We start from the raw sequence: 14,735 nt of genomic DNA on the forward strand, positions 1-14,735 counted from the left end.
CCTTTATGGGCACTCTTTTTATTTACCTAGAGAGAAGGTAAGGAGTAGACGACTGTGTTTAAGATCAAGTCTATATCGAAGCCTCGTTAATCGCTTGAACAACTAAACCTAACGCTTTAAGTCTTCGTTCTAAAAGCGTTCTTTGTGGACTGCCTTCTTTTGATTTAGCATAACTAGTTTCAACGGATGGGGTTAAACCAATAAGAACGTTCCGAGCTTCTATTAAATCGTGTTGGGTGTAATCCTGAGGCTTTTGATTCCAAACTTGTTCAAGCATAGCCAAGCCAATGGTAACAGCTTTCAGACGTTTCTCAACTAGTGTTGTGCTTGCGCCTTTTTGAGTCATCTGGGAGAACGCATTTTCGAGTTTTCTGATAGTCGATTCTAAAGATTTTATTGACTCCAATTTATCTGAAGTAAAGATATCCTCCATATTTACACACCTTCTTCGTTTCGGAATTATTATATATGGCCTATACATCTCTTTTAATCTTATTTTCCTTATCTAGATAAATTGTACAACATAAATGCAAGTTCTATGGCATGTCCTTTTAACAGGGGGGAGTAGGGATTCGAGCCTACTTCAGACCATACAAAAAAGCCTTGAGACGTTTGGCTTCAAGGTTTTTTAATGCAAAAATACACAGATATTTTGGCGCCGACGGATGATGCATTGATACGAATATGATACGAATTAGGGTCCGTGTTGCCGTTACTCCTTTTTGTTTAGCTCTGCTTCAGCTTGAATTTCAGTTCGTTTTTTATCTGCTTTCGACTTGAAATAATAGCCATAACCCAGTACAAAAAGTGAACAGGCTGAAAATAAAAAGATAGGGATCGATTCTTTTCCGAAGAGTAATGTCAGAATAAAACTAATAATAACAAGCCCAATCCCACTATAAAATATTTTGTCTTCCTTACTCATTGAGAATCTCCTTAATTAATAATTACTCGTCTAAAACCGTAATCACTCCGAACGACAAACTTGAGTTGAACCAGTAACTAATGATTTAAACACAAAAGAAGATAACGAATCATTAAAGCTTAATTAATGCGGTTTATTTGGTAATGAAAAACCCCTGAAGCCCATATGCCTCAAGGGTTTTCCTGCAAACTACTGATGATTCATAAAGTACAAAAACCATACCGCATGATTTTGTTCGTCGGCTGCGGCTTGTTGAAACGTATCCATGATAAGAGAATCATTGGATTCCCTTGCGATTCTATGATAAAAATCTACCGTTTCTTGCTCATCCTTAAATGAGGCAAGCACTCCGCTTCTAAAGTCAGCAGCACAAGGTTCAGTTAGTTGAGGGGAGAATTTATTCCCCGTAAGAGATATATAGATAGGGGAGATCAAGTGATAGTGTATTATTTCATCATTCCTTATTTCAAGGATTCGATTTTTTATCTCTTGATTTGGAGCCTGATTTGCTAACTGCTCATAGCAGTGAATAGCATGATACTCACCGTTTAGAGCCTTGGTTAAATCGGTAACAATTTTTGTGTTAGTAGAGGGCTGCCAGGTGTAGTAGTAATTCACCTTGCGATCACTCCTTTTGCATCAATGTATGCTCCAGCCCAAATTACCGAACCTTGTCTGTTCCATTTCAGTCAAAACACCTCTGCAACCGAATAATGGAGATAACTAGTAAGACGGGACCAAGACGTTACTGGAGTTTGGTGGGCAAGAGAGATTCTTTAAAGATATGAATTCGGGGGTATTCTTCGGACTTGACCCTGAAAATAAGTTCGAAGTTTTAAATACATTCATTGATCAAGCCGAGCAAAAATATTCTAAATAACAAACAAGCTCTGGGCGACAAGAGCTGTTTGAGAATCAACTTATTGGCAGATGTGTTTAGACAGGTTTAAATAAAACTCTTTAATATTTGCTGCTTTATCAAACTCTAATTCATGTTTACCAGCTTTAGTGATCACGTTTATTTTATTCGTCAAAGAGAAAGTGCCGGTAATTTCAAAGCCTATCTCTTCGATCTTGCTGTAAGGGATTGTAGTGACCTGGATTTGCTTGCTAAGCGGGAGTTTTCCGACGTAGATCATTCTTTTGTTGGTAAGTGCTACGAAATCAGATGAAAGTCCATATGTATGATTAACTTGCTCGCCTTCAAATAGAAACTCTTGCACCTGCTGTAAATGCTTTTCCCGATTTTCCCCGCTTTTAAAAAATGCCATCGTATACCCTCCGTCTTGAAATATTCCTGTTCAGATATTTTTTTACCATACCTAAGTTGTTCGCCAACTTCAGATGAATGTCCTTCCTATCAAGCTACAGGGGATAAGTTCAAACGAAGGATATAAAAGTTATATATAACAATTGGAAGTTTATATCATTATTAATACACGAAAGGGGCGGGAAGATGAAACTAAGACCGTTTATTGCCGAACGAAGAAAAAACACTATTTTTATATTCATGATCTTGGCCTTGGTTCTGGCTTTGGTAACTTTCATATATATCCGGCAAAATGATCGGCGGGAGCTTTCGTCGACCATCACATTCGTAGAGAAATACATGACGAATCCGAACGGGACGTTAGCCTCGTATCTTCAGGACTTCGAATCCGACAACCCGGATGTTGTGGCCGGACACGAAGCTTTGTCGGAGTCATTGGGACTGTGGATGCAAGCGGCGGTCCTTAATAAGGATAAGAAGCGCTTTGACGGAAGCTTCAAGCTGTTGCAGGAGCTATTTATTTCGCCTCAAAATTACGTGTACTGGAAGCTCCAACCCGACGGAAAGGCCGAGGTGAACACCAGTGCACTTGGTGATGATTTCAGAATCATAGGTGCTCTCCTGGACGCCTATGACCTCTGGCAGGAGAAGGAGGTTCTGGATACGGCCGAAAAATTAACGAAAACGCTGCGGTCCTCGTTGAGGGTAGAGGGTTATTTTGTCGATTATCATGACTTCAAGCATGAGACTTCAGCAGGTGAGCTGAGCTTGGTTTACGTGGATACGGCAGCGTTGCAGGCGATGCAGCGGCACGGGCTGATAGACCGCGGTATGCTGGACAAGCATACGGATTTGCTGCTCAACATGCCTAATGACGGGACGTTCTTTCCTAAAGCGTTTCAAGTCACTTCACGCATGTACCGCTACGACCAGGAGATCAATTTAATCGATCAATTAATCGTGGGAATTCACCTGGCGGAGCTGGGGAAATCCGTGGAGCCGCTTACTGCATTTCTTAAGCAGGAGCTGACCGCGCGAGACATGCTGCCCGGGCGTTATGACCGGGAGATCAGGGAACCGTCGGTGAATTACGAATCTCCGGCTGTATACGGATTGGCTATATTGCTGGCCTGCGAAATTAAAGATCGCGCTTGGGCGGAGCAGCTTTACCCTCACATGATCGCCATGCGGGATAATGACCCCCGATTTGAAGGCGGCTATGTGTTTGATCGAAATTCGCATTTATTCGATAATCTGGTACCTCTTTTGGCTGAAAACGTCTATATGAAAAATGCATCAGAACATGAATAAAAGTTTAATTTAATAGAAAACAGTCTTCCAGCGAAGGTAATATGTGGGTTCACCCGACTGGTAAGGAGGTATATCTTGGAACATCAAAAGAAGCTTCGGAGAATAGATATCGGTTTCCTCAGCCTGATGGCCCTTTTACTGCTTGAACAATTGGCGGTATATGCAAATCTGTACATGGATCAGAGTTTTTCTGGCTGGGAAATGGCCGCAAGCATTGGGGCGATCGCGGCGATCGCCATGGGCTTGCTATTGCCGGTCGGCTACTCGGTCGTACTGGTTTTTATTTTTGCCGTCACGTATCTGGTGTGGCTGACAACCCATGGACGCAGCGACCTGCTTGAAGTGTCCTGGCTGCTACTTATTCCCGCGAATGTACTTGTAGCCTCGTTTTTAAACAATGGACTGATCCGGACGAAAAATATGATGGTTCGATTGAAAGATTTGAATGATAAGAACCCGACCATTGATCTGGACACGGGGCTCGGGAACAAAGAAGCCTTTGCGGACCTGTTGTCCAAGCAAACCAATTTAGCTAGACGATATCCGGAGAAATATGATTTCTCCCTAGCTATATTTAAAATTGAGTTTTTGCCGCTCGTTTTGGAATCGCTAGGTCCGGAGCGTTATTCGAGATTTCTGCTTGAGATCTCCAACACAATCCAGCAGCAAATCCGGATGGAGGATTCCAAGTTTTCGATCGATATGGGACGCTTCATCATCCTCTGTCCGCTGACGGACCGCAGCTTCTTTTCGGTGGTGGCGGAGCGAGTGAAAAACGCGATGATGAGCCTTGATTTTCAAGATAAAAAGGGACAGCCCCTGAAACTCGTGGTACGTTCGGCAACGCTAGGATTCCAATTGGATCGGGCCGATTTCTTTTTGCAAACCGATGATGTCATTAACGCATTGGAAAGAGGCACGGAGACGGACCTGATTGCGGAGTATATATAGACTACCAGTAGCGGTCGAAAGGAAGTGGCAGCATGATTGACTATCAATGGTTCATCATTCTTTGCATCATCGTCTCCTCGATATTTACCCTTGCGGTCATTATATTAACGATCTTCACACTCGTATTTCGTGTCAGAGTCATTGAAAAATACGATCGGGGGAAGCCGAATGTCTGATTTCTTCTTGATTTTCTCCGTGATCAGTATTTGGATTGCGGTCCTGGAAGCTATCGTAATTATGGCGGGTGCGATTAAATTTATTTTCAGGCAGAATCGATCTCCGCTGACGATCCCGGAAAATATGGACAATTACCCGACGGTCAGCGTACTTGTACCGGCCCACAACGAGGAAATCGTAATAGCATCTACGGTAGAGCACATCCTGCAGCTTAATTATCCGGCCGATAAAATACAAATCATCGTGATTGCCGACAACTGTACGGATCGGACGGCCCACAATTTGAAGGTATTGAAGAACAAGGAAGCTTATCGCGACCGGGATTTTATGATTCTTGAACGAACGGGGAAGGGCGGCAAGTCCGGAGCGTTGAACGATGCTCGACAACTGGCCACCGGGGAGTGGCTTTGCATCTATGATGCGGATGCCGCACCGGAACGTAACGCATTAGCCTTCCTTGTGCAGAAAGCGATGGAGGAACCCGAGCTGTATGGCGCCGTCTTTGGCAGGAACAAGGCGAGAAACCGAAGCCAGAATTTCCTGACCCAATGCATTAACCTGGAGCTTGTAACTGTGCAACGGGTTCATCATACGGGTTTATGGGAATTGTTCAAAATCGGTACTATTCCTGGAACTAATTTTATCGTCAAGTCGGCGTTGATCCAGGAAATTGGAGGCTGGGACGAGGAGGCGATAACGGAGGATACCGCGATTTCTTTCGAGATTTTGACGCGGGGCCAGCTTATCGCTTTAGCGCCACAGGCGGAGGCTTATCAGCAAGAGCCGGAGCGACTCGGTGTATACATGCGGCAGCGGGAACGGTGGTCCAAAGGGAATTATCATGTCATTATCGACAACATCCATCATCTGTTTAACAGGTCAAGCTGGCGGATCAAGCTACATGTCCTGTATTATGCGGCCAGTTATTTCTGGTTCATGATCGCTATTATAATCTCGGACATTATTTTTATTACGAATATCGTTTATCAGATCATAGCTCTGTTTGTTCCGTCGATCGTATCTCCTTTTATTTTCGGAGGCGATATTTTTGTATTCTTAATGATCGCATGGGCATTGATGTATTACATTTATGTCCTGCAGATTAACCTGGCCTTGGCCGCGGATATCGGTCAGAGCAACATTCGAAATTTCATTGTTTCCGTGGTATCGTACTTCACCTATTCCCAACTGTTCCTCGTTATTTCCGTACGGGCATTTTATTCCTTGATTATGGATAAATTATTTAGGAGAAAAACAAAATGGTATAAAACGGAGCGCTTTGACTGAAGAGAGCATTCGTTTAGCGTAAAGCTTTCCGGGCAACACTGGAATCATAATATATGAGAACAGTTGCGAAGGAGGGAATTCCGCCTTGATTAGCGATTATAGCAAGGATGCACCGTCCAAAGGTCACGACAGAACCAGAAACCGGTTGCTCTGCCTGATCGTCGGTTTCAGCGCGCTATCTTTAATCGTGGGATGCGGCCTAAAGGCCGATGAGGCCACGCTGCGCAGACAGGCGTCTTCGCCCTGGTGGTTCGTCGGCCCTTCGATATCGGAGGGAGTCTATTCACCGGCTGTGAGGGACGAAGTCTATTCCAAAGAAACGCTGAGTCATCCCTAATAAACGGGACGGAATTGGACTCGGGTTCGGGCTCGGCCCCGAATTTTCGTTCAATCTTCGTCCCATTTTCGGGAGTAGCCCTTCTTGGTGACATAAAACATGGAGACAATCAGCAGGACAGCGATTAGCACGGCAGCCGCGATGGTAACGCCCATGACCATTGGTAAGCTCCTTTCATCATCGGATACTGTCCCAACTATACATGAAAACCGTTTTTTTGTATAATGTTGCAGTTCAATTGTTTTTCATAGAAAAGGTACATGGGAGGCTGAGAAATGGCTGCTGTCATTATACATGTAGAAACGGAACAGCAACTGGAACAATGCTTGAATATCCGCAAAGAGGTATTCGTGGAGGAGCAGAAGGTTCCTATCGATTTGGAAATTGACGAATTTGACCGGATCGGCCCGGATGCACATCATGTGCTGGTGGACGTGGATGGTACATATGCGGCAACGGGAAGATTGACTTACTATAAAGACAATTCGGCTAAAATGCAGCGGATCGCAGTACGTCAAAGCTTCCGTTCCAAAGGAATCGGTAAAATTCTGCTGATCGCTATGGAAGAGCTCGCTAGGGAACTGGGCCTGAGTCAATCGGTACTTGACGCACAATGCCAAGCAGAGGAGTTCTATCGCAAACTGGGATATGAGACGATCTCCACGGAACCGTTTGATGACGCAGGAATCCCGCATGTGCGAATGGTAAAGCCGCTAAAGGCATAGTTCATAGATTTTGCGAAAAAGGACATGCTATACACATCCCTTCCTCAGGGGGAATCCACGAAGAGGAGAAGTGATGCAGCATGGCACTCGATGCGAGAGAACACTTTATTGCGGTTCAAAAAAACGGCGATGGGGATTTGACAGCCTTTAAAACGTCAAGCGGCCGCATTCTGAATTATGATCAGGCAAAGCAGGAAGTTCAGGCCGGTGCGATTGCCGGCGTAAATTTATTCAAAGGAAGAGACGGGGAGATGTACATCCGGGGGGATGCCGACGGCGACCCTACCAATAACCTGGACGCGCTGCCCCGTTTTGATGCATAGTTTGCCGTTTTGTTGCTGAACCAAACACAGTGAAACAGCCCCACGGATCACTTCCGGGGGGCTGTTTTTTTATAGGTCATAGATTTCATGCTGGCGAAGAAACTCCATTTCTGCGGTACGTCCGATATAGTCTTCCATTTCATCTCCATAGTGCATGAGCATAATTTTGCTGCGGATTTCCGGCGGCAGGGACAACAGTTCCTCCAGTGTCGTATGCACTTCGCCAGCACCGGTCAGCTGGACCTCGTGCAAGATTTTCCGGCAGTTTCTATCCTTCACCAGGTGGGTCAGCAGTTCGGGTTGAAACACTTTGTCCGCACTATAGAAAATTTCATCGTTAATATAGAGCGAATAGCTTGCTTTGCCCGGAATATGGGGCGTCCGGATGATTTCCACGCTCAAATTCGGCGACAGGCTGCAGGCATTTCCTTCCGTCAGCGGCCGGACCTCAAAGGCATCCTCCAGTGATGAAATCCCGTCCTGGCCAAGTCCGCCCTTCAATGTATTTTCCCAAAGCGGGGTGATCAGCTGTTCGGCGATGTAGAGCACTGGCTTGCGCCCGGCTCCGTATTTCATTCTGAACACAAGCTCTTCCAGACCGCCCACATGGTCCCCATGAATATGGGTCACGAGGATAGCATCGATTTCCTCCAGCGCCGGTTTCCCGAGTTGATGCAAAGAGAGCGGTGCGGTAATGCCGCAGTCGATCAGCAGAGTGAAATCATCGGCATAGATAAACCCGTTATTATTGTAGTATTTCTTGGCAAAAGCACCGCCCGTACCAAGCATTTGGAGACGTAGTGTCATATAATCCCTCCTGAGCTGTAATGCTGTTATTTTCCTTGTTCCACCTAATTTACACAATTTCGAATCGCAGTGAAAGTCTGCGTTTGTAAAAAATGTTCAATCTTTTGGTAAATCACCGCAACTTGATTCTCTGCATGGAGTATAAATTTACATCAACACGAATCAATTGGAGGGTTATAAAATGAGATGGAGAAGAGTTGCCTTGCTAGTCGTTGCGTTCTCCTTGATGGGAGGTTCACTGCTGTTTGCTGATTCCGCATCCCAGAAAGTCAAAACGCTTCTTAACGGCCGTGAATTGGAAGACGGGGGGTATATGATCGACGGAAAAACCTATATCCCTGTGCGCGAGCTTGAAGGTTTGATAGAATACGACGACTCCACCAAAACGGTAAAATACTATAAACCGAACGTCCACATGTTTTTGTTTACGGACGAGGCGGTATTTGGAGATATTAAGAAGACCGGGAAACTGAAGTTTAACGTATTTTCCCAAATCGATAATTTGCGGACGGACATTTCAGCGGTGCGGGTCTCTATTACGGCTCCGGACGGCGCTTCCAAAGTGATTCAAACGAGCGATATCAAAGAGCAGCGGGATAACTTCTGGTTCCGGACGGAAGATTACACCTATGATTTCAAATCGGCCGGAAAATATACCGTAGGCTTCTACATGAAACCTAGCGGAGGCTCGGACTTTACGCTCGTCTCGGAGAAAAGCATCAACGTGCTCAAGTAAGCCTCGTGAACCTCTATTCCAAAATTGACCTGCCATCCTGAAAATGTTACGATACGAGGGAAACCGACAGGGTTCAACACATTAAATTAATCAAAGCGAGGTATTTCAATGAGCGACCACAATCACGAACATGGTGAAGCTTGCGGCTGCGGACACGACCATGATCATGACCACGAGCATGAAGAGTTCGTATTGACGCTGACGGATGAGGAAGGCAATGACGTAGAAATGGTTCTTGTCGAGACATTCGATGTAGGCGAAAAAGTATATGCGCTTCTGCTGGAACGCAACAATCCGGAAGCGGACGGCATCATCCTTCGTATGGAAGAAGAGAACGAGGAAATGGTGCTTTACAATATCGAAGACGAAAACGAATGGCGTCAAGTGGAAGAAGCTTATAACGAGCTTGTTGCACAACAAGGCGAAGCTTAATAACCGTTCCATAATCAAAAAGGTGGTCCCAAGCATTCAGCTCGGGATCACCTTTTTTGCGTGTTCTCTGTTAGAAGATCGGGTCGGCTTCCACGATGACCTTGACCTTATTGATATAGCGGTCCTCGGGACCTTTTACCGGCAGTCCGACTTCCACGTGGTCGACGATGTAATCGATGTTGCTCTGGGAGATGACCTCGCCAGGCAGCAGAATCGGAATACCCGGCGGATAAACATAGATAAATTCGGCGATGATCCGGCCAGCCGATTCCTTGAACGGAATGACTTCCGTATCCGCATAGAAGGCGTCTCTTGGAATTAACGACAGCTGCGGGATCTCCGGAATTTTGACGATCAGCTCGTTCGCGTTATTTTCTTTGTAGTATGTTTCAGACAAATGTCGAAGCGCGGACAGCAGGGTATTTACCGATTCCTTTGTATCTCCCGGGGTAATGATACAAAGAATGTTGTACATGTCGCTGAGCTCGACTTCGATATTGTAATGCTCGCGCAGCCAATTTTCCGTTTCATAACCGGTAATGCCCAAATGACGCACATGAATCGTCACCTTGGTCGGGTCCAGATCATAGGTGGCTTCGCCGCCCAGAATCTCCCGTCCGAAGCTGTACAAGCCTTCGATGTTGTTGATCTCGCCGCGGAGGTAATGGGCCAGGTCAAGCGCCTCCTGCACCATTTGCCGGCCGTTCAAGGCCAAGTTTCTGCGGGCTGTGTCCAGCGAAGCGAGCAGCAAATAAGACGTCGAAGTCGTCGTCAGCATACTGATGATCGTCTGTACGCGTTGCGGGTTGACGAAGCCGTTCTTGACGTTCAGGTTCAGTACCGAACTTTGCGTCATTGAACCGCCCAGCTTGTGTACGCTGGTAGCGGCCATGTCCGCACCGGCCTGCATAGCCGACATCGGAAGCTCCTCGTGAAACTGGATATGCACGCCGTGGGCTTCGTCCACCAATACAGGCACGTTGAAGCTGTGCGCCAAATCCACGATTTCTTTCAAGTGGGCGCATACGCCGAAATAGGTCGGGTTAATGACAAGCACGGCTTTCGCATCGGGATGGCGCTTGAGGGCGCGGTGAACCGACGAGGTCGTAATCCCGTGATCGATTCCCAGGTTCTCGTCCTGCGCGGGAGAGACGAATACCGGCTTGGCGCCGGCAAAAATAATGGCCGACATAACCGATTTATGAATGTTTCTCGGGACGATAATTTTATCACCGGGAGAACAAATGGATAGTACCATAGTCATGATGGCTCCGCTGGTCCCTTGCACGGAGAAATAAGTATAGTCCGCGCCGAACGCATCGGCCGCAAGCTTCTGCGCCTCTTCGATCACGCCCGTAGGCTGATGAAGGTCGTCCAGCGGCGCGATATTGATAAGGTCGATGGATAGGGCGTTATCGCCAATGAATTCGCGAAATTCTTTATCGGTTCCGAGCCCTTTTTTGTGCCCGGGAATGTGAAATTGAACGGGATTGCCGGCCGCATGCTTTTTAAGAGCGTTAAATAGCGGCGTTTGTTGATGATCCATAGGGCCGTCCCTGCCTTTCGTAATGTAAATTTTCAACAAGGTTGAGTATAGCAAAATGGGCCCGGAATGCAAGCGAAGTTTAGAGAGTGCTGATCGAAACGTTAGCGGGAGGTTAAGTTCAGGGCCTAACTGGAAAGACTAGGAGAAAGCACAGTAGCGGGATAAACAGGGGAAAGGGGAGGAACGCCGATGGAATTGGCAACAAAGTTTGTAAACAAAAAATTGCTCACACCAACCTTCGTCAGTCTATGGATTATTATGTTTTTGGTGGAATTTGTAAAAGGTGCCCTGATCGTCGCCATTCTTCCCGTGTATATGGGAGACGTATTGCAGCTTAGCGCATTTGCGATCGGCTTATCCTTCTCGTGCCAGTACATAGGAGACAATCTGTTCCGCAGCCCGGCAGGCTGGCTGATCGAGCGCATCGGGTTCCGATTGACGATGACGATCGGGCTGTGCATTACTTTGGGAGCCGTTTTTATCATTACGGTTATGAAAACAATGGGCTTTATCGTGTTGGGATGCGCCCTGCTCGGGATCGGCACAGCGCCGCTATGGCCCTGCGTCCTGATGGGCATAACGGCGGTGACGGAGGAAAACAAAAATTTCGGCACCGCCATGGGGGTCATCCAGATCTCGAGCCTGGGGGGGACAGGCCTGGGGCCGGTTATCATCAATTTTCTGGTCAGCGTATCTTATACAGTCGTATTCTGGGTGCTGCTGAGCTGCATGGGGCTTGTGGTCCTGGTATCGCTGTTTCTGCCTAGACATGCGGGGAACCGTAACACGGGCACAGGTACCGAGACCGTGGCGGACACGTCTGCCACCGCAGCGTTATGGCAAGGCGGAGCAGCCCGGATCTGGCAAAATATCAAGGAGACGCACCGTCATATCCGGACTCATCTGAAGGTGAGCCCGCTGCTTTATCCGGCGCTGTTCCTTCAATCCTTTGCCGTCGGGCTGCTTACCCCGGTCATTACGCTGTTTGTCCGCTCCGAGCTGGGCCTCTCGCCGGAAGCGTTCAGCCTGATGCTGATCTCGGGTGGCGGGGTCACCGTGCTCGGGTTGATTCCCGTCGGCAAACTCGTTGACCGGTACGGGACTCGACGGTTTTTGAACGCCGGCTTTGCGCTGGCCGCCGTATCCGTCGGACTGTTTGCCTTTATCCGGCCGCTACCCGTCGTGTGGACGCTGGTAATGCTGATTGGAGTCAGCTATGCGCTGATCCTGCCCACGTGGGATACGATGATCTCTCACCTGCTCCCGGAGGGGGAGAAGGGTACCGTGTGGGGGCTTTTCCTGACGATCCAGGGCACCGGCATGATCGTAGGGCCGATCGCCTCCGGCAAAATGTGGGACGCTCTTGGGGCCCCCGCTCCCTTCGTGGCGAGTTCGATCTCCATGGCCCTGCTGTTCTTCCTGCACTTGTATTTATCGCGCAAACAACCCGCTTCTGCCGGAGTTTCGACCCGGTAAGAGCGGGGGGTTAGCGAGATACTATACATAGTGATCGTCCCAAGTCGCTTCGCACCGCGCGCTGGAAGCACGCAGCTTTGACCATGCGCGATTCCAGCGCAAGGTGTTTCGCTGCTGCATAACGGCGCCCGATCGACTGCATTAGCTGATTGGATTAACCGATTGGATTAACCGGTAAACCTCCGGTTAGTTTCGGAAAGGGCGTGCTGGCTCAATTAGCTGTAAAACTTGCAGTTAATTTCGGCAATCCCGGATTTCTAACCCAATTAACTGTAAAACCTCCAGTTAATTGAGCTGTTACCGCCTGCTGAGGGGGAAATCGCCAAATTTAGATGGAGGTTTTACAGTTATTTTTAATATTCTGCTGGATACCCGCTAATTAGCTGTAGAAAATACTGTTAAATTATATTCAACAGTAATCAATCCGACATTGTATCAGCAACTAATGCCAACTAGAATCTTTCCGTCACAGTCACAGTCACAGTATCAGCAGCTAAAAGGCACAAAGCAATCATTCGAAACAGCTTCAGCAACCAGTGCCACTCTAAGGTTTCTGATATTCATCATATCGGACTTTCCAACTCATTTAGCTGTAAAACCTGCAGTTAATTTCGGCAATCCCGGCTTTCTAACCCCATTAACTGTAAAACCTCCAGTTAATTGAGCTGTTACCACCTGCTGAGGGGGAAATAGCCAAATTTAGATGGAGGTTTTACAGTTATTTTTAATATTCTAATGGATACTCGCAAAATACAGTTAAGTTATTTCATATTCAATTTTCGGCTCCCTTAATTATCAGAAAGAAGCTTGATACAGCGGAAGCAGGGAACCGAAGGTTTCTTCGATTTTTGCCGTCAGCTTCTCGCCGTCGCGTAAGATCGGATCATCCCGCTCGATGCGCAGGCCGCACATGATCTCCGCTTTCTTTACTGTTTTCAGCTTCTCGGCCATGTCCTTAAGCGCTTGGGAGCTCGTGTCGGTATGAAGCTTACCGCCCGGATCCATGTGATCCATGGACCAGTAGAACTCGCCTGGCACGGCTTTTTTGATTTTGGCGGTGTGCTTCTGCACATAATCGGCGAATACCGCTTTATTCGGGCTTTCATAAATGACCGCAAAAATAATGAACAAATGAGTCGAGAACATACCGACCTCGAAATGCGGGAGCGCCTTATAACCGCGTTTGCTGCTCGCCCAGGCGATCCAGGTGTCGATCGGCGGATTTACTTTCCGGCGGGCGTGCTTGGCAACATGCGGAAACATGTCCTCGCCGCACAACACGGAGAGATATGGAGAGAGCGCGCCGCCCAAGGCTTCAAGCTTGGGTCTGACCCGACTGATGATGGCTTCCATCCGGGGCTCAAGCCCGGGAACTGTCAAACTATCGAAATCCTGCTCGGTAAAACCGTTAAACGTCATTTTAATACCTCCATCACTGGCTCTTGCTGGCTTGGCTTACTAACCGATTATAGCATATTTTGCAGAACGGTCCCGCCTGAGGGCGAATCCCCGGCTTCCAGCCGACCCGGAGGATGAAATACCGCCCTTTTGAGTCAGACCCAGCCCGAAACGGGTAAAAATAATCAATAATCCAAGTTCCGCTACATAAGATGAAGAATAGGAAATGGTAAGCCGCAAGTGGGAGAAATGCGAGGCCCGGCCGACGCCCTGAAGCCCGGTTCGGGTTTGATCAAGAAAGGGAGGGAGTGCCATGAATAAAAGCTATGAAGTGGAATACTGCAACCTGGAACTCCGATTCGACCGCCGGCATATACAGCAGCTGATCCGCGATTTGATCCAAGACGGATATTCTTTATATTGGAGCGAGAACGAATCCATTTTCATTATTTCCGTGCGAACGGGCCGCAAGCTAACGAAGCTTCGTTTTCAGCGTCTGGCGAAAGGATACAAGCTGGTGGGCGATTACGTAATCAAGGATGCCAAGTTGGCCGAATGGCTGGAGAAGCTGATCGGGGATCTTCGCGGTCACGCCGTGGTTAAGCGCTTTAAAGACCGGCAGATTCTGATCGAGAATATCCTGTTCGGAGAAGTGATCAGGCTGGTAGAGATCAACGGTATGGAGCATCGTGTGATTTTTCAGAAAGGCCCTGTTCTCGATACGGGAAAAATGGCGGAAATGTTCGCCTCACAATCGGCGGAGCAGCAGCTTGAAAGCTTGCAGCAGGAGCTCGACCGGGAGTTGGAGATGCTATACGAGGCGCTGCAAAAGGGAGACAAAGAACTGGCCGAGATTTGCAAAGAGAAGCTTCGCAAACTGCGGATCAAATTGATCCGGCTTGAATGGTAGCCTTCTTTTTAACGCAAACTAGGATATAAATCATTGTAAGGCCCCCTGATTTATGGGGGGTTGTTTTGTGGGTGCCGGGTTCAAGGGGTTCACTTCTGTACTCAAAAGAGTTAAAATGATATTA

General features: G+C 47.5%; 18 protein-coding genes. 11 read left to right on the forward strand and 7 right to left on the reverse strand.

All coding sequences use genetic code 11. The annotated features are described in order from the left end of the window. Positions 1 to 70 precede the first annotated feature (70 nt). The 4 genes from KJS57_RS04340 to KJS57_RS04355 all read right to left on the reverse strand — a co-directional run bounded on the left by KJS57_RS04340 (position 71) and on the right by KJS57_RS04355 (position 2,196). On the reverse strand, positions 71 to 433 hold the full coding sequence (locus KJS57_RS04340; protein ID WP_213653910.1) for a hypothetical protein: 363 nt from the start codon (positions 431 to 433) through the stop codon (positions 71 to 73). Positions 434 to 712: 279 nt separating this feature from the next. Beyond that, the gene (locus KJS57_RS04345) at positions 713 to 925 is read right to left on the reverse strand and encodes a hypothetical protein (protein WP_213653911.1); all 213 of its coding nucleotides are present in this window, start codon (positions 923 to 925) and stop codon (positions 713 to 715) included. Positions 926 to 1,114: 189 nt separating this feature from the next. Next, the gene (locus KJS57_RS04350; RefSeq protein ID WP_213653912.1) at positions 1,115 to 1,543 is read right to left on the reverse strand and encodes a ferritin-like domain-containing protein; all 429 of its coding nucleotides are present in this window, start codon (positions 1,541 to 1,543) and stop codon (positions 1,115 to 1,117) included. 302 nt (positions 1,544 to 1,845) lie between these two features. Then, the gene (locus KJS57_RS04355) at positions 1,846 to 2,196 is read right to left on the reverse strand and encodes a PH domain-containing protein (protein ID WP_213653913.1); all 351 of its coding nucleotides are present in this window, start codon (positions 2,194 to 2,196) and stop codon (positions 1,846 to 1,848) included. A gap of 185 nt (positions 2,197 to 2,381) precedes the next feature. On the opposite strand from KJS57_RS04355, the gene KJS57_RS04360 reads away from it, so the two are divergent. The 7 genes from KJS57_RS04360 to KJS57_RS04390 all read left to right on the forward strand — a co-directional run bounded on the left by KJS57_RS04360 (position 2,382) and on the right by KJS57_RS04390 (position 7,306). Further along, positions 2,382 to 3,506 (forward strand): glycosyl hydrolase, encoded by a 1,125-nt coding sequence (locus tag KJS57_RS04360; RefSeq protein ID WP_213653914.1) that lies wholly within the window; start codon positions 2,382 to 2,384, stop codon positions 3,504 to 3,506. A gap of 75 nt (positions 3,507 to 3,581) precedes the next feature. Beyond that, a complete protein-coding gene (locus KJS57_RS04365) occupies positions 3,582 to 4,457 on the forward strand; it encodes a diguanylate cyclase domain-containing protein (protein ID WP_244861392.1) in 876 nt (291 codons plus the stop codon). A gap of 32 nt (positions 4,458 to 4,489) precedes the next feature. Beyond that, positions 4,490 to 4,633, forward strand: a complete 144-nt coding sequence (locus tag KJS57_RS04370; protein ID WP_211019736.1) for a hypothetical protein — start codon at positions 4,490 to 4,492, stop codon at positions 4,631 to 4,633. Next, the gene (locus tag KJS57_RS04375; RefSeq protein WP_211019735.1) at positions 4,626 to 5,921 is read left to right on the forward strand and encodes a glycosyltransferase family 2 protein; all 1,296 of its coding nucleotides are present in this window, start codon (positions 4,626 to 4,628) and stop codon (positions 5,919 to 5,921) included. The genes KJS57_RS04370 and KJS57_RS04375 overlap by 8 nt, the downstream gene beginning before the upstream one ends. Before the next feature lie 85 nt (positions 5,922 to 6,006). After that, a complete protein-coding gene (locus KJS57_RS04380; RefSeq protein ID WP_211019734.1) occupies positions 6,007 to 6,258 on the forward strand; it encodes a hypothetical protein in 252 nt (83 codons plus the stop codon). Between the two features lie 275 nt (positions 6,259 to 6,533). Then, entirely contained in the window at positions 6,534 to 6,983 is a 450-nt protein-coding gene (locus KJS57_RS04385; RefSeq protein ID WP_211019733.1) for a GNAT family N-acetyltransferase, read from the forward strand. A gap of 80 nt (positions 6,984 to 7,063) precedes the next feature. Next, positions 7,064 to 7,306 carry a DUF3892 domain-containing protein gene (locus KJS57_RS04390; protein WP_211019732.1) on the forward strand — a complete coding sequence of 81 codons (243 nt, stop codon included), beginning with the start codon at positions 7,064 to 7,066 and terminating at the stop codon, positions 7,304 to 7,306. Positions 7,307 to 7,375: 69 nt separating this feature from the next. On the opposite strand, the gene KJS57_RS04395 is transcribed toward KJS57_RS04390, so the two are convergent. Then, positions 7,376 to 8,113 carry an MBL fold metallo-hydrolase gene (locus tag KJS57_RS04395; protein WP_211019731.1) on the reverse strand — a complete coding sequence of 246 codons (738 nt, stop codon included), beginning with the start codon at positions 8,111 to 8,113 and terminating at the stop codon, positions 7,376 to 7,378. Positions 8,114 to 8,294: 181 nt separating this feature from the next. On the opposite strand from KJS57_RS04395, the gene KJS57_RS04400 reads away from it, so the two are divergent. Continuing rightward, on the forward strand, positions 8,295 to 8,849 hold the full coding sequence (locus tag KJS57_RS04400) for a stalk domain-containing protein (protein ID WP_211019730.1): 555 nt from the start codon (positions 8,295 to 8,297) through the stop codon (positions 8,847 to 8,849). 108 nt (positions 8,850 to 8,957) lie between these two features. After that, entirely contained in the window at positions 8,958 to 9,281 is a 324-nt protein-coding gene (locus KJS57_RS04405; protein ID WP_211019729.1) for a DUF1292 domain-containing protein, read from the forward strand. A 70-nt stretch (positions 9,282 to 9,351) separates the two neighbouring features. Here the strand turns inward: KJS57_RS04405 and KJS57_RS04410 are convergent, their stop codons facing one another. Further along, the gene (locus KJS57_RS04410; RefSeq protein ID WP_211019728.1) at positions 9,352 to 10,827 is read right to left on the reverse strand and encodes an aminotransferase class I/II-fold pyridoxal phosphate-dependent enzyme; all 1,476 of its coding nucleotides are present in this window, start codon (positions 10,825 to 10,827) and stop codon (positions 9,352 to 9,354) included. Positions 10,828 to 11,016: 189 nt separating this feature from the next. Between KJS57_RS04410 and KJS57_RS04415 the strand changes: the two genes are divergently transcribed. Continuing rightward, positions 11,017 to 12,303 (forward strand): MFS transporter, encoded by a 1,287-nt coding sequence (locus tag KJS57_RS04415; protein WP_213653915.1) that lies wholly within the window; start codon positions 11,017 to 11,019, stop codon positions 12,301 to 12,303. 795 nt (positions 12,304 to 13,098) lie between these two features. Here KJS57_RS04415 and KJS57_RS04420 read toward each other — a convergent pair. Further along, the gene (locus tag KJS57_RS04420; RefSeq protein WP_213653916.1) at positions 13,099 to 13,722 is read right to left on the reverse strand and encodes a YktB family protein; all 624 of its coding nucleotides are present in this window, start codon (positions 13,720 to 13,722) and stop codon (positions 13,099 to 13,101) included. 292 nt (positions 13,723 to 14,014) lie between these two features. Between KJS57_RS04420 and KJS57_RS04425 the strand changes: the two genes are divergently transcribed. Next, on the forward strand, positions 14,015 to 14,611 hold the full coding sequence (locus tag KJS57_RS04425) for a YkzI domain-containing protein (RefSeq protein WP_211019724.1): 597 nt from the start codon (positions 14,015 to 14,017) through the stop codon (positions 14,609 to 14,611). The last annotated feature ends 124 nt before the right edge of the window (positions 14,612 to 14,735 follow it).

It is taken from the genome of Paenibacillus vini (assembly GCF_018403325.1).
Classification (GTDB): Bacteria; Bacillota; Bacilli; order Paenibacillales; family Paenibacillaceae; genus Fontibacillus; species Fontibacillus vini.

What these genes read in the sequence shown, in the direction of transcription:
- KJS57_RS04425 (WP_211019724.1), top strand. Translation starts at nt 14,015, where the DNA reads ATGAATAAAAGCTATGAAGTGGAATACTGCAACCTGGAACTCCGATTC.
- KJS57_RS04355 (WP_213653913.1), bottom strand. Translation starts at nt 2,196, where the DNA reads ATGGCATTTTTTAAAAGCGGGGAAAATCGGGAAAAGCATTTACAGCAG.
- KJS57_RS04420 (WP_213653916.1), bottom strand. Translation starts at nt 13,722, where the DNA reads ATGACGTTTAACGGTTTTACCGAGCAGGATTTCGATAGTTTGACAGTT.
- KJS57_RS04345 (WP_213653911.1), bottom strand. Translation starts at nt 925, where the DNA reads ATGAGTAAGGAAGACAAAATATTTTATAGTGGGATTGGGCTTGTTATT.
- KJS57_RS04370 (WP_211019736.1), top strand. Translation starts at nt 4,490, where the DNA reads ATGATTGACTATCAATGGTTCATCATTCTTTGCATCATCGTCTCCTCG.
- KJS57_RS04390 (WP_211019732.1), top strand. Translation starts at nt 7,064, where the DNA reads ATGGCACTCGATGCGAGAGAACACTTTATTGCGGTTCAAAAAAACGGC.
- KJS57_RS04415 (WP_213653915.1), top strand. Translation starts at nt 11,017, where the DNA reads ATGGAATTGGCAACAAAGTTTGTAAACAAAAAATTGCTCACACCAACC.
- KJS57_RS04340 (WP_213653910.1), bottom strand. Translation starts at nt 433, where the DNA reads ATGGAGGATATCTTTACTTCAGATAAATTGGAGTCAATAAAATCTTTA.
- KJS57_RS04385 (WP_211019733.1), top strand. Translation starts at nt 6,534, where the DNA reads ATGGCTGCTGTCATTATACATGTAGAAACGGAACAGCAACTGGAACAA.
- KJS57_RS04395 (WP_211019731.1), bottom strand. Translation starts at nt 8,113, where the DNA reads ATGACACTACGTCTCCAAATGCTTGGTACGGGCGGTGCTTTTGCCAAG.
- KJS57_RS04360 (WP_213653914.1), top strand. Translation starts at nt 2,382, where the DNA reads ATGAAACTAAGACCGTTTATTGCCGAACGAAGAAAAAACACTATTTTT.
- KJS57_RS04375 (WP_211019735.1), top strand. Translation starts at nt 4,626, where the DNA reads ATGTCTGATTTCTTCTTGATTTTCTCCGTGATCAGTATTTGGATTGCG.
- KJS57_RS04400 (WP_211019730.1), top strand. Translation starts at nt 8,295, where the DNA reads ATGAGATGGAGAAGAGTTGCCTTGCTAGTCGTTGCGTTCTCCTTGATG.
- KJS57_RS04410 (WP_211019728.1), bottom strand. Translation starts at nt 10,827, where the DNA reads ATGGATCATCAACAAACGCCGCTATTTAACGCTCTTAAAAAGCATGCG.
- KJS57_RS04405 (WP_211019729.1), top strand. Translation starts at nt 8,958, where the DNA reads ATGAGCGACCACAATCACGAACATGGTGAAGCTTGCGGCTGCGGACAC.